Below are 12,726 nucleotides of genomic sequence, written 5' to 3'. Positions count from 1 at the left end.
CCGTACGCCGTGGAGGGCGCGGCCGGAAGGAAGGTCGGGTTCGACGGCCCCGAGGTGGTGCCGGCCCGAACGGGCGGACCGGCGGCGGCCGTTGTCAGCCGGTGGCGGGTGCGCGACCACGGAGAGGGTGCCGTCGAGGTAGGCCGTACGCGTGGCACGGCGCTGGATCTTGCCGCTGGAGGTCTTCGCGATGGTGCCGGGGTGGACCAGGACGACGTCCCGCACGGGCAGGCCGTGGGCGTCGCCGATCGCCGCGCGGATCAGGTCGGTGATCTTCTCGGACTCACCGGCCGACTCCGGGGCCACCTCGGCGACCAGGACGGGCTGTTCGCCCTCGACGCCGCCGTCGACGGAGAAGGCGGCGGTGCAGCCGGGGCGCAGCGCCGGGTGGGCGAGTTCGGCGGAGAGTTCGAGGTCCTGCGGATAGTGGTTGCGTCCGTCGACGACCATCAGGTCCTTGAGGCGGCCGGTGACGAACAGTTCGCCGTCGCGCAGGAATCCGAGGTCCCCGGTGCGCAGGAAGCGGCCCTCGTGGCCGGGCAGGGTGGCGCGGAAGGACTCGCGGGTGGCGAGGGTGTTGCGCCAGTAGCCCTTGGCGACGCTCGCGCCTCGCAGCCAGATCTCCCCGACCTCGCCCTCGGGCAGTTCCTGCTGCCGTTCGGGGTCGGTGATGGCGACGGTCCAGCCGTCGGCGGGGTGACCGCAGCTCACCGCGGCGGCGTCGCCGGTGCCGGAGTCGGTCTCCAGGAGGACGGGGGGTGTGCCGACGCGGCCGCCGGTGACCATGAGGGTGGCTTCGGCCAGGCCGTAGCAGGGGTACAGGGCCTCGCGGCGGAAGCCGGCCGGGGCGAAGGTCTCGGCGAAGCGGCGCAGGGTGGCGGCGCGCACCGGTTCGGCGCCGTTGAAGGCGACCTTCCAGCCGCTGAGGTCGAGGCCGTCGAGGAGTTCGGGGCTCGCGTGCCTGAGGGCGAGTTCGTAGGCGAAGTTGGGGCCGCCGCTGCTGTGCGGGCGGTGGCGGTCGATGGCGGTCAGCCAGCGGTCGGGGCGCTGAAGGAAGTGCAGGGGCGAGAAGAGGGTGGTGGTGGCGCCGAGGTACAGCGTGTTCAGGACCGGTCCGATGAGGCCCATGTCGTGGTAGACGGGCAGCCAGCTGACGAACAGCTCGTGGTCGTACGCGTCGAGCACCTCCTCGGTGTGGCCCATGCGTTCGGCGATGACGCGCTCGTTGTCGAGCAGGTTGCCGTGGGTGACGACCACGCCGCGCGGGGCGGAGGTGGAGCCCGAGGTGTACTGGAGGAAGGCCACGGAGTCGGGGGTGAGATCGGGTTCGCGCCAGGACGCGGCCAGTTCGTCGGCGATGTCCTCCGTGGCGAGGCAGGTGATCCCGTCGAGTTCGGGCAGTTGCCCGGCCATGGTGCCGAGGGCGGCGATCACCTCGCGCCCGCCGAGGATCACCTTGGCGTCCGCGTCGGCCATGAGGCGCTTCATCCGGGTCACGGCGCGGTGGTTCTGCGTGCGGCCCTGCGGGGGCACGCCGGGTACGGCGACGACTCCGGCGGAGAGGCAGCCGAGGTATCCGCAGACGAACTCGAGGCCGGGCGGGTACAGCAGCATCGCGCGGGAGCCCGCGAGGCCGCGCTCCTGGAGCCAGGCGGCGACGGCCTGGGCTCGGGTGGCCAGGCGGGCGTAGGAGATCTCTTGGATCTCTCCGTCCACGTCCCCCGTGACGAGGTGGCGGTAGGCGGTCCGGTCGGGCTGGTGCGTGGCGTGCGTGGTCAGCAGATCGACCAGGGAACGGGCCATGTTGACGAGTCTCACCTGTCTGGGAATAGGCGAGGGAAACGGAGTTCGAGATCACGCCGACGCGTCCGCGTCGAGACGGGCACGGCACCGGTCCGGCCTCGTCGCCGGAACGTCCGTCTCGATCGTCCACTCGAGGAACCCGGGTGATGGTCCGTCACCGGTTCCTCGTCCCCCCGTACAGCTTGCTACCGACGAGTAACACTCTAGCAAGGTACCGCGTGCGAATGGGTCGAATCCGCGTAAACCCTTTGTGTCGAACGGAGTTGACGCCTCCGCACGGACGGTCGCACCACAGGGGGAACCCTACGGGATCCGGCAGGAGGGCACCTTCCGCACCGCCCTCGACCCCGTCCCCCGCCCGGCGCGCGCCGCGCGCGGCGCCCGCACCCGCGTCGGCTCCCGCGCCGATGGCCACGCCCAGGCCGATCCCGAGGGAGAGCCCGAGTCCGAGATTGTCGAAGACGGTCAGCCCGAGCGCGACGCCGACGGCCGTGCCGATCCCGAGGCCGGCCGCGAGGCCGACCGGCGCGGCGGCCGTGCCCCCGGCGGCCTCGGAAGCGCCGCCTCTCCCGTCACCGTTCTCCATGTGATCCCCGTCTCCCATCCTGCTTCCGTCGCGCCCGACGACGCGCCCACCCGTACATCATCGCGGCTCACCTCACCCCCAGCGCCCGCAGTCCCGCCGCCGTCACCGCCGCTCCCAGCACCACCACCGGGAACGGCGCCCGCCGCCACGCCAGCGCCACCGCCACCAGCACCCCCGCCGGACGCGCCCACCCGGCGAAGCCACCCCGCTCGGTCAGGGCGCCGGTCGCCAGCAGCGCGGCCAGCAGCACCACCGCCCCCGCCGCCAGCAACTCCCGCACCCGCGCGGGCAGCACGACCCGCCCGTGCAGCGCGGGCCCCACCAGTCGGAACGCGTAGGTCCCCACCGCCAACACCAGGATCACGACGACCGACGCACTCATACGGCGGCCCCCTCGCGGCCGTACAGAAACAGCCCGGCGAGTGCCAGCAGGACCGGCACCCCGGCCGGGACGGCGGGCGTCAGCGCCAGGGCCAGGGCGGCGCCGAGTGCCGCGGAACGCCGTAGCCGGGCGTCCCCGCGCAGTGCGGGCAGCACCAGGGCGACCAGGACGGCGGGGAAGGCGGCGTCGAGGCCGTACGCGGCGGTGTCGCCGAGGGCCCCGCCGGCGAGCGCCCCGGCCAGGACACCGAGGTTCCACACGACGAACAGCCCGAGCCCGGAGATCCAGAAGGCCGCCCTGCGGCGTGCGGGGTCGGGCTGGGCGAGCGCGAAGGCGACGGTCTCGTCCGTGACGAGGTGCGCGCCGAGAAACCGGGCCGCACGACCGGGGCCCAGCAGGTCCGCGACGGCCAGTCCGAAGGCGGCCGTCCGGGTGTTCAGCAGCAGCCCGGTCGCCGCCGCGGCGAACGGCCCGCCCCCGGCCAACAGCACGCCCACCGCGCTGAACTGCGCCGATCCCGCGTACACCAGCACGGACATCGCCACCGGCACCCATACCGGAAGTCCCCCGGCCACGGAGATCGCGCCGAAGGAGACGCCGACCACCCCGCTGGCGAGCCAGACGAGCGAACTGTCACGGACGAGAGCCCGTTGGACGGCCGATACGCGGGGTGTTCGGTGTGGCGAACGCATGTTTTCTACAATGGACAGAGCGACTCCGTTCGTCAAGCCGAACGCACGTACCGATGGAGCGAACGAAATGGCCGACGCCGTACCTCCGCAACCCTCACAGCCCTCGCCCCCCTCCCGCCTCCCCCTCGACTGGATCGCCGCCTCCCTGCGCCGCGAGCGCACCCGGGCCGGGCTGTCCCTCTCCGAACTGGCCAAGCGCGCCGGCATCGCCAAGTCCACGCTCTCCCAGTTGGAGGCGGCGAGCGGCAACCCGAGCATGGAGACGATCTGGGCGCTCGGCGTGGCCCTGGGAGTCCCGTTCAGCGCGCTGGTGGAGCCCCCGGTGTCCGCCGTACGGGTCGTCAGGGCGGGGGAGGGGCCGACGGTCGCCTCGGAGCAGGCGCCGTACGTGGCGACCCTGTTGTCCGCGAGCCCGCCGGGCGCCCGGCGGGACCTCTACCACCTGCGGGCCGAACCGGGCGCGGCCCGCGTCTCGGAGCCGCACATTCCGGGCACGGTCGAGCACCTGATCGTGAGCACCGGGCGGGTGCTGGCCGGGCCGGCCGGGGAGACGGTGGAGCTGGAACCCGGCGATTACATGACGTACCGGGGTGATGTACCGCACTCGTACGAGGCGTTGCTGCCCGGGACGACGTTCGTGCTCGTCATGCAGCACGTGTAGGGGCGCGGGGGTTGTCGCGGAAAGGCAGGAGCCCCGTCGCCTTGCGGCGCGGGGCTCCTTGGGTACTGCTCTCAGAGACTTGCGATCTCAGGGTGTGATGCGGTCAGGCGATCAGACGGGGGTGACGTTCTCCGCCTGCGGGCCCTTCGGGCCCTGGGTCACGTCGAAGGAGACCGCTTGGTTCTCCTCGAGCGAACGAAAACCCTGCGCGTTGATCGCGGAGTAGTGGACGAAGACGTCGGGGCCGCCGCCCTCTTGGGCGATGAAGCCAAAGCCCTTTTCGGCGTTGAACCACTTCACGGTTCCGGTAGCCATAAGCCCTCCTTGGGCCCAAAGGGTTGCCCTGCTCCAGAACCCTGCAAGCGTGAAAGCAAGTGCCGCACAACTGCATACGTCTGAAAACGTCAAGAGCCCGCGGTTACATGCTCCGCAGGCTCTGTACTGCAAGGGAAACCAAACTGCAACTTGCGGGCGAGCCTAGCATGTAGGCACCGGAATGCAATAGAGGTCAAGATCACGTCACCCGGATGTTTGAAGATCCGGAAAAGGGGTTGACGGCGGGCCCCCGTGGGGGTCGCGGCGGGGGCCGGAGGCCGCACGCCACCGGCCGGGGTCTATCGTCGCGATGTGGACAATTCTCGCACCCGGCCGCGCGTCGGCCACATCCAGTTCCTCAACTGCCTGCCCCTGTACTGGGGGCTCGCGAGAACCGGCACCCTCCTCGACTTCGAGCTGACCAAGGACACCCCGGAGAGGCTCAGCGAGCAGTTGGTGCGGGGGGACCTCGACATCGGGCCCATCACCCTCGTCGAGTTCCTGAAGAACGCCGACGACCTGGTCGCATTCCCCGACATCGCCGTCGGCTGCGACGGTCCCGTCATGTCCTGCGTGATCGTCTCCCAGGTGCCGCTGGAGGAACTGGACGGCGCCCGCGTCGCCCTCGGCTCCACCTCACGCACCTCCGTGCGCCTGGCCCAGCTCCTGCTGTCCGACCGCTACGGCGTCCGGCCGGACTACTACACCTGCCCGCCCGACCTGAGCCTGATGATGCAGGAGGCCGAGGCGGCCGTACTCATCGGCGACGCGGCGCTGCGGGCGAACCTGCTCGACGGCCCCAGGTACGGCCTCCAGGTGCACGACCTGGGCGCGCTCTGGAAGGAGTGGACCGGCCTGCCGTTCGTCTTCGCGGTGTGGGCGGCCCGCCGGGACTACCTGGAGCGCGAGCCGCTCATCACCCGCAAGGTCCACGAGGCCTTCCTCGCCTCCCGCAACCTCTCCCTCGAAGAGGTCACCAAGGTCGCCGAGCAGGCGGCCCGTTGGGAGAGCTTCGACGAGGAGGTCCTGGAGCGCTACTTCACCACGCTCGACTTCCGCTTCGGGCCCGCCCAGTTGGCGGCCGTCACCGAGTTCGCCCGTCGCGTCGGCCCGACGACCGGCTTCCCGGCCGACGTCAAGGTCGACCTTCTTCAGCCGTGACGACGGCACTAGGCTGCTGACGGGCCCTGGGGGGCCACGGGCCCACCGGGTCTACGGGGGAGGGGTGGACGTCATGCAGCCGCTCGGTGTCGACGAACCCACCGAGGTGGGGCCCTACCGGCTGCTGGGCCGGCTCGGCTCCGGCGGGATGGGCCGCGTCTACCTGGGCCGCAGTGCCGGAGGGCGCACCGTCGCCGTGAAGATCGTGCACCCGCACCTCGCGCTCGACGAGGAGTTCCGGGCCCGCTTCCGCCGCGAGGTCGACGCCGCCCGGCGGGTCGGCGGTGCCTGGACCGCGCCCGTCCTGGACGCGGACCCGACGGCGCACGTCCCCTGGGTCGCCACCGCCTACGCGGCCGGACCCTCGCTGGCCGCGGCGGTCGCGGGCGGCGGCGCACTGCCCGAGCACACGGTACGGGTGCTGGGGGCGGGCCTCGGGGAAGCGCTCGCCACCGTCCACGGACTCGGCCTCGTGCACCGGGACGTCAAGCCGTCCAACGTCCTCCTCACCGTCGACGGCCCCCTGCTCATCGACTTCGGCATCGCCCGCGCGACGGACGGCACCGCGTCCCTCACCTCGACCGGCGTCTCCGTCGGCTCCCCCGGCTACATGGCCCCCGAACAGATCCTCGGCAAGGGCGCGGGCGGCGCGGCCGACGTCTTCTCCCTCGGCGCCGTACTGGCGTACGCGGCGACCGGCGAACCCCCTTTCCCCGGCGACTCCTCGGCCGCCCTGCTCTACAAGGTCGTCCACGAGCAGCCCGCGCTCGGCCGCCTGGACGGGGACCTGCTGGACCTGGTCACGGCCTGCCTCGCCAAGGAACCGGCCGCCCGGCCCACCCCCGCGGAGGTCGCCCACCGACTCGCTCCCGAGGGGGCGGCCCGCCTGGTCGCCTCGGGCTGGCTGCCGGGGAGGCTGGTGGAACAGGTGGGGCGGAGCGCCGTACAACTGCTGAACCTGGAGGCGACGGGGGCGGGGGCCGGCGCGGGAGCGGTGTCCGGGCCGGTGGGGTTCAGCAGCGCCTCGGTGGGGGAGGCGGAGGGGCCGTCCAGGGTGGGGGAGGCACAGACTCCCGCCGAGGTGGGGGAGTTCGGACCGGCGCCGGTGATGCCCGCGCCGCGGGACGCCGGGAGGTCCACGGCCGGCGGTGAGCGGCCCGGCAAGGTGTCCCTCTCCCTCGCCGCCGCCGCGACGCCCGGCGAGGGCGGGCGCGGGCGCCGGCTGAGCTGCACCCTGGCGCTCGCGGTCGCGGGCGCGCTGGCGGCGGTGACGGTCGGCTCGGTGTTCGTCCTCGACCTGATGCCGGGCTCGGGCTCCGACGACAACGACAGCGCCGCGGGCAGCGACGCGTCCTCCTCGGCCCCGGCCGCCACCGCGCCCCCGGCCGCGACCGGCGTGGTCCCCGCGGCCTACGTCGGCACCTGGGAGGGCCAGGGCAGCGGCCTCGACGGCCGGCTCCCGATGGGCACCTTCCGGCTGACGGTAAAACAGGCCGCCGTGGGAAAGGAGTTGGGCCGCCTCCGCCAGACCGATGTGCTCGGCGGTGTCTGCCTCGACATCCTCACCTTGAAGAAGGTGACCGCGAAGGAACTGATCACCACCTCGGTCGGCGCGCGGACCAACCACGGCGGCTGCAACCCGGCCGCCCACACCGTGCGGTTGACGCGGACGGGCGACGACCTGACGTATGTGTCGGAGAGTTCGGCCGAGGGGAATCCCGTCGCGCGGATGTCGCGGGTCGACTAGCGGGCGGCGCGGGCCCAGGTGGAGAGCGGCGCGCGGGCACAGGCGACGAGTGAAGAGATGAGGTGGAGTTCCTTGACCGTCGCACCGATCGACGCCCTGCTGATCCTCCTCGCGGCGGTGTGGGGCGCGCTCGCGGGAGCGGTGCTGCCACGGGCGGTGTACCGGTTCTCGGTGGAACTGGAGGACGGGGAGGGGAAAGGGGAAGGAGAGGGGGAGGGGGAGGGGTCCGGACCCGTCGATCCCGGCTGGCGCCGTACCTGTCCCGCGGGACACCCCCTGGGCGGCTGGCTCGGTCCCGCCCGCTGTCCCGGCTGCCCCGGCACGTCACCGCCGTACGGTCCCGGCGCCCTCCGTCCCTCCCTCGCCACCGCGGTCCTCTGCGCCGGGCTGGCGCTCGCCACCGGCATCCGGCCCGAGGTGGCCGTATGGCTGCTGCTGGCGCCCGTCGGGGTGCTGCTCGCGGCCGTGGACCTGCGGGTGAAGCGGCTGCCCGATCCGCTCACGCTGTCCCTCGCGGCCGCCGCTCTCACCCTGCTCGGGGTGGCCGCGCTGCTGCCCGAGCACGCGGGTGACTGGACGACGGCCCTGCTGGGCGCCCTCGCGCTCAGCGCCGGCTACCTCGTGCTGCACCTCGTCAACCCGGGCGGCATGGCCTTCGGCGACGTGAAACTCGCCCTCGGCGCGGGCGCGGTCCTCGGCTGGTACGGCTGGGGGACGGTCATGCTGGGCACCTTCGCCGGGTTCCTGTTCGGCGCGCTGTACGGCGGCGCGCTGCTGCTCGCGCGCAGGGCCGGACGCAAGACGGCGATCCCGTTCGGGCCGTTCCTGACCGCCGGTGTGTACGCCGGTGTGGTGATGGGCGCGTACGCGGCCTGAGGTGAGCCGTCGGAAGGCGCTGGCGTAGGCTGGCCGGGTCCGTCCACAACCCTTGACGAAAGGGACGCTTCGGTGACCGAGAAGGCCGACCTCCAGTCCGTCCTCGACCGTGCCGCCGAGGGTGGGCGGATCACCCCCGAGGAGGCGCTCGACCTCTACCGCGACGCGCCCCTGCACGCGCTGGGCTCCGCCGCCGACGCCGTACGCCGCCGTCAGTACGCCGGCATCGAGCACATCGCGACGTACATCATCGAGCGCAACATCAACTACACGAACGTGTGCGTCACGGCGTGCAAGTTCTGCGCCTTCTACGCGGCGCCGAAGGACACGGCCAAGGGCTGGACGCGCGACCTGGACGACATCCTGCGCCGGTGCGCGGAGACCGTCGAACTCGGCGGCACCCAGATCATGTTCCAGGGCGGACACCACCCGGACTACGGCGTCGAGTACTACGAGAAGCACTTCTCCGCCATCAAGAAGGAGTACCCGCAGCTCGTCATCCACAGCCTGGGGGCGAGCGAGGTCGAGCACATGGCGCGGATCTCGAAGGTGTCCGTCGAGGAGGCGATCCAGCGCATCCACGCCGCGGGTCTCGACTCCTTCGCCGGGGCCGGCGCCGAGCTGCTCCCCGCCCGCCCGCGCAAGGCGATCGCTCCGTTGAAGGAGTCCGGCGAGCGCTGGTTGGAGATCATGGAGACCGCGCACAACCTCGGCGTGGAGTCCACGTCGACCATGCTGATGGGGACCGGCGAGACCAACGCCGAGCGCATCGAGCACCTGCGGATGATCCGCGACGTACAGGACCGGACGGGCGGCTTCCGCGCCTTCATTCCGTACACCTACCAGCCCGAGAACAACCACCTGAAGGGCCGCACCCAGGCGACCCTCTTCGAGTACCTGCGGATGATCGCGATCGCCCGCCTCTTCCTCGACAACGTCCGGCACATCCAGGGCTCCTGGCTGACCACGGGCAAGGAGGTCGGCCAGCTGTCGCTGCACTACGGCGCGGACGATCTCGGCTCGATCATGCTGGAGGAGAACGTCGTCTCCTCGGCCGGTGCCAAGCACCGCTCCAACCGCCTGGAGATCATCGACCTGATCCGCAAGGCGGGCCGCGTCCCGGCCCAGCGTGCGACGACGTACGAGCACCTCGTGGTGCACGACGACCCGGCGAACGACCCGGTCGACGAGCGGGTCGTCTCGCACATCTCGTCCACCGCGATCGAGGGCGGCACCGCGCACCCCGAGCTGAAGCTGCTGGCCTCCAACTGACCTCCCCGTGCTGACGATCCACGCGGCCGACGAGGTCCGCCACGTCTGGGACGACCCGGAGCCGGTCAGGGGTGGTGCTGTCGCCGTCCAGGGCGGCCGGGTCGCGGGTGTGGGGCCCCTCGCGGAGCTGGAGCGGCGGTTTCCCGGCGCGCGGGTCCGGCGCTGGCCCGGCGTGCTCGGCCCCGCGCACCTGCACGAGGGACCCCTGCCGGACGCCCCGAGCCCGCGTGAGCGCATCCACGCGGTGCTGAAGCTCGGCGCGGCGGCCGTCCTCGCGGAACACGCCGGCTCACCCGAACTCCGGGCCGCCGCCGACCGCAACGACGTGGTCGTGCTGGCGCGGGCCCGGCCGACCGCGATCACCGAGACCGGCCGCGCCGACCTCGCCGTCTTCGACGAGAGCGGCGCGTGCATCGCGACGGTGTGCGCGGGCCGGCTCGTGCACAGGAGGCGCTAGCCGAGCCGGCGTCACTCGGAGAAGGCTTCCGCGAACGCGCCCGCGGTCTGCTCCACGCCACTGCAGTTGGTCAGCGCGTCGTCCGCGTCGGTGCCGTCCTCGCACTGCTGGTCCCTGAACGTCGACCACATCGACACCCAGGCGATGCCCTTCTCCTCGGCGAACGCCCGCACCTCCGCCGCGTCCGCGAGCGTGAACGTCTCGTTGTCGACGTCGTTGACGCCGATCATCGAGGTGAGCGCCATGCCCTTCCAGGCGTCGGCGTCCGCCGTGCCGAAGATCCCCTTCAACTGGGTGTGCGCGGCGGTGGCCGAGGTGATCGCGTACCCGCCCATGTCGCCGGTGTACGACTCGCCGTAGTTCATCGTCATCAGGTTGACGGCGGACACCTGGACGTCGTACTTGTTCGCCGAGGTCAGCAGCGCGAGGCTGTCGGAGTCCAGCCCCGACGGCATCACCGGAAGGGTGAACGAGACCTCCAGGTCCGGGCGTTCCTCCTGGAGCGCGGCGATCGCCCGGGAGCGCAGGGCGACCGAGTCGGCGTCGGTCAGCTCCTCGCCCTCGATGTCGAAGTCGGCCTGCGTGGAACCGGCCGCGTCGAGCGCCGCGCCGTAGGCCCGCGTCAGCTCGGCCACGCTGTCGCAGGTGGCCGCCAGTTCCTTCCCGGACGCCCCGCCGAAGGAGACCCGCACCGAGGCGCCCGTCTCCGTGAGCGCCGAGACGCGCGAGGCCACGGCGGTGTCGTCCACGGCGTACTGGCCGTTCCACTCCGGGGTGCAGCCGCTCCCGTCGGAGATGACGAAGGCCAGGTTGTACGCCGCCGGTGAGCCCGCCGCGTCGTTGGCGGAGGCCTCCGCCGCGTTGACGTAGGGGGCGTACGACGTACGGGACGCGGCGTTCTGCGACGGCGCGGCACTGGTGCTCTGTCGCGGTGTCGCGGGTGCCGCGTCCGACGTGCCGTCGGACCCCGCGGAGCATCCCGCGGTGGCCAAGGCAAACAGGCAGGTGAGCCCGGCCGCCGGCCTCAGGAAACTCCTCATTGCGCATGCACCCGCTCTCGTGATTTCTGTCTCAGGACGGAAACAAAGACCGTTCCCGAACTCGAAATGTCTCACATTCGAGGGTCCCGCGCCGGAACGGCAAACACACAGCCATTTCATGGATGGATGTGAACAAAATGGTGCGATCCGGCGCCCAAAAGCGACAATAGACCCGCCTTCATCCAGGTTCGGCCGCGCAGGTCTTTGCCCTTTCTCTCAGGCAGGAGACAGGTTCGCCCGTTCCTCATGGCTCTCTCACAAGAAGAGCAGAGTTTAGGGCACATAAAGCCTCCCTAATATCCGGGGAATGCATTCCGAGCCTGCCATCGAAAGCCGTGCCGCCGCTCGCGGTCGCCGTCGCAAACGCGGCCACGACTCCGCCGCCGAGGGGCCCGTGTTCGTTGACAACTCCGGACGCCGGTCCAAGCTGCTGCGCCGGATCGGCGTCCTCATGGGCGTCGGCTGCCTCGTCTACGCGGTCGTCCTGAGCGCCGCCTTCATGGGCTGGGGCACCTCGCTGAACCCGTCCTCACTGCTGCCGTTCGGCGGCAACGCCCAGGGAGGCCAGGGCCCCGGCGGTATGCGCCCGGACGGCGGCGTCGGCAACCCGGTCGGCCTGCCGGGCGACACCCCGCCCACCGGCACCGCCTCCCCGACCTCCTCCCCGTCCCCCTCCTCGTCCTCGTCCTCATCCCCGTCCGTCTCCGCCTCCGCGGCCGCCAACTGACCGGAACGCAGCCACCCACATGACGACGACTCCCTCCCGCGGCCGGCGCCGCGCCCCCTCCCGTATCGAACGGGCGGCGGGCAAGGCCGCGGCCCTCCAGAAACCCCGCGTCATCCTCGCGGGGCTGCTCCTGCTCGCGCTCACCAGCGTGATGCTGCTCGACGGCTACCTGCGCGCCGAGGTCGGCGGCGACCAGCGCGTGCGCACCGGGGCCAGCGCGAGCGAGGTGCCCGACGACATCCTCGACGGCGGCCCGATCCTCACCTTCCGGGGCGGCCAGGCCACCACGGTCTCGGTGCCGGACAAGACGATCGCGCTCACCTTCGACGACGGCCCAACCCCACCTGGACCCCCGAGGTCCTGGAGATCCTCGAGAAGTACGACGTGCCGGCCACGTTCTTCCTGGTCGGGTCGATGGTCTCGCGCTACCCGGACATCGTGGAGGACCTGGTCGAGCAGGGCAACGAGGTGGGCATCCACACCTTCACCCACGTCGACCTCTCCTACCAGAGCGACGCCCGCGTCGACCGCGAGATGGAGCAGACCCAGCTGGCGCTCGCGGGCGCGGCCGGCGTCACCACCACGCTGTTCCGTGCGCCGTACTCCTCGGAGACGGACGCCATCGACAACTACAGCTGGCCCGTCTACCAGCGGCTCGGCGAGGACGGTTACACCAGCGTCTTCGTCGACACCGACAGCGACGACTGGAAGCGGCCGGGCGTCTCCAACATCATCAAGTGGGCCACGCCGGAGGACGGCAAGGGCGCCTCGGTCCTCTTCCACGACGCGGGCGGCGAGCGCTCACAGACGATCGCCGCGCTGCCGACGTACATCAAGAAGATGAAGGCGGCGGGCTACACCTTCACCACCATCAGCGGCGTGATGCAGGAGGAGAACGCGGCGGCCCGCGAGGCCTCCGGGCAGCAGGCCGACGGTGCTGTCCCCGGCGGCGAGGCCGACGGGGCGACCGGCGGGGCGGGTGCGGCGGAGGGGGCGACGGGCGGGGC

General features: G+C 71.9%; 11 protein-coding genes and 2 pseudogenes. 8 read left to right on the top strand and 5 right to left on the bottom strand.

Annotated elements, in window-relative coordinates:
* Nucleotides 1–174: 174 nt before the first annotated feature.
* The 3 genes and pseudogenes from BM536_RS32500 to BM536_RS32485 all read right to left on the bottom strand — a co-directional run.
* Nucleotides 175–1,803: pseudogene (locus BM536_RS32500) on the bottom strand (fatty acyl-AMP ligase); the annotation flags it as partial.
* 653 nt (nt 1,804–2,456) lie between these two features.
* Entirely contained in the window at nt 2,457–2,771 is a 315-nt protein-coding gene (locus BM536_RS32490) for an AzlD domain-containing protein (RefSeq protein ID WP_094103812.1), read from the bottom strand.
* Nucleotides 2,768–3,463 carry an AzlC family ABC transporter permease gene (locus BM536_RS32485; RefSeq protein WP_073499901.1) on the bottom strand — a complete coding sequence of 232 codons (696 nt, stop codon included), beginning with the start codon at nt 3,461–3,463 and terminating at the stop codon, nt 2,768–2,770. The genes BM536_RS32490 and BM536_RS32485 overlap by 4 nt, the downstream gene beginning before the upstream one ends.
* 67 nt (nt 3,464–3,530) lie before the next feature.
* Here BM536_RS32485 and BM536_RS32480 point away from each other — a divergent pair, with 67 nt between their 5' ends.
* Nucleotides 3,531–4,124 carry a helix-turn-helix domain-containing protein gene (locus tag BM536_RS32480; RefSeq protein ID WP_094103811.1) on the top strand — a complete coding sequence of 198 codons (594 nt, stop codon included), beginning with the start codon at nt 3,531–3,533 and terminating at the stop codon, nt 4,122–4,124.
* A gap of 111 nt (nt 4,125–4,235) precedes the next feature.
* Here BM536_RS32480 and BM536_RS32475 read toward each other — a convergent pair whose 3' ends face one another.
* Nucleotides 4,236–4,439 carry a cold-shock protein gene (locus BM536_RS32475; RefSeq protein WP_073499902.1) on the bottom strand — a complete coding sequence of 68 codons (204 nt, stop codon included), beginning with the start codon at nt 4,437–4,439 and terminating at the stop codon, nt 4,236–4,238.
* Between the two features lie 312 nt (nt 4,440–4,751).
* Between BM536_RS32475 and BM536_RS32470 the strand changes: the two genes are divergently transcribed.
* The 5 genes from BM536_RS32470 (at nt 4,752) to BM536_RS32450 (ending at nt 9,952) form a co-directional block, all read left to right on the top strand.
* A complete protein-coding gene (locus BM536_RS32470; RefSeq protein WP_073499904.1) occupies nt 4,752–5,600 on the top strand; it encodes a menaquinone biosynthetic enzyme MqnA/MqnD family protein in 849 nt (282 codons plus the stop codon).
* A 73-nt stretch (nt 5,601–5,673) separates the two neighbouring features.
* Nucleotides 5,674–7,347, top strand: a complete 1,674-nt coding sequence (locus BM536_RS32465) for a serine/threonine-protein kinase (RefSeq protein WP_094103921.1) — start codon at nt 5,674–5,676, stop codon at nt 7,345–7,347.
* Nucleotides 7,348–7,419: 72 nt separating this feature from the next.
* Nucleotides 7,420–8,223 (top strand): prepilin peptidase, encoded by an 804-nt coding sequence (locus BM536_RS32460; protein WP_245873896.1) that lies wholly within the window; start codon nt 7,420–7,422, stop codon nt 8,221–8,223.
* 72 nt (nt 8,224–8,295) lie between these two features.
* On the top strand, nt 8,296–9,495 hold the full coding sequence (mqnC, locus tag BM536_RS32455; protein WP_073499698.1) for a cyclic dehypoxanthinyl futalosine synthase: 1,200 nt from the start codon (nt 8,296–8,298) through the stop codon (nt 9,493–9,495).
* Between the two features lie 7 nt (nt 9,496–9,502).
* Nucleotides 9,503–9,952, top strand: a complete 450-nt coding sequence (locus BM536_RS32450; protein WP_073499700.1) for an imidazolonepropionase-like domain-containing protein — start codon at nt 9,503–9,505, stop codon at nt 9,950–9,952.
* An 11-nt stretch (nt 9,953–9,963) separates the two neighbouring features.
* On the opposite strand, the gene BM536_RS32445 is transcribed toward BM536_RS32450, so the two are convergent.
* Nucleotides 9,964–10,992 carry a chitinase gene (locus BM536_RS32445; protein WP_073499702.1) on the bottom strand — a complete coding sequence of 343 codons (1,029 nt, stop codon included), beginning with the start codon at nt 10,990–10,992 and terminating at the stop codon, nt 9,964–9,966.
* A 394-nt stretch (nt 10,993–11,386) separates the two neighbouring features.
* Between BM536_RS32445 and BM536_RS40435 the strand changes: the two genes are divergently transcribed.
* The gene (locus BM536_RS40435; protein WP_073499704.1) at nt 11,387–11,719 is read left to right on the top strand and encodes a hypothetical protein; all 333 of its coding nucleotides are present in this window, start codon (nt 11,387–11,389) and stop codon (nt 11,717–11,719) included.
* A 19-nt stretch (nt 11,720–11,738) separates the two neighbouring features.
* Nucleotides 11,739–12,726 (top strand): annotated as a pseudogene (locus tag BM536_RS32435) (polysaccharide deacetylase family protein); the annotation flags it as partial.

Origin of the sequence: Streptomyces phaeoluteigriseus (assembly GCF_001896135.2) — a bacterium.
In the GTDB taxonomy this organism is placed as follows: Bacteria; Actinomycetota; Actinomycetes; order Streptomycetales; family Streptomycetaceae; genus Streptomyces; species Streptomyces phaeoluteigriseus.
This window is presented reverse-complemented; position numbering and strand designations above follow the sequence as displayed.

Bases quoted from the DNA above. Each gene is read 5' to 3' on its own strand.
- BM536_RS32485 (WP_073499901.1), bottom strand. From the start codon at position 3,463: ATGCGTTCGCCACACCGAACACCCCGCGTATCGGCCGTCCAACGGGCT.
- BM536_RS32475 (WP_073499902.1), bottom strand. From the start codon at position 4,439: ATGGCTACCGGAACCGTGAAGTGGTTCAACGCCGAAAAGGGCTTTGGC.
- BM536_RS32445 (WP_073499702.1), bottom strand. From the start codon at position 10,992: ATGAGGAGTTTCCTGAGGCCGGCGGCCGGGCTCACCTGCCTGTTTGCC.
- BM536_RS32480 (WP_094103811.1), top strand. From the start codon at position 3,531: ATGGCCGACGCCGTACCTCCGCAACCCTCACAGCCCTCGCCCCCCTCC.
- BM536_RS32465 (WP_094103921.1), top strand. From the start codon at position 5,674: ATGCAGCCGCTCGGTGTCGACGAACCCACCGAGGTGGGGCCCTACCGG.
- BM536_RS32490 (WP_094103812.1), bottom strand. From the start codon at position 2,771: ATGAGTGCGTCGGTCGTCGTGATCCTGGTGTTGGCGGTGGGGACCTAC.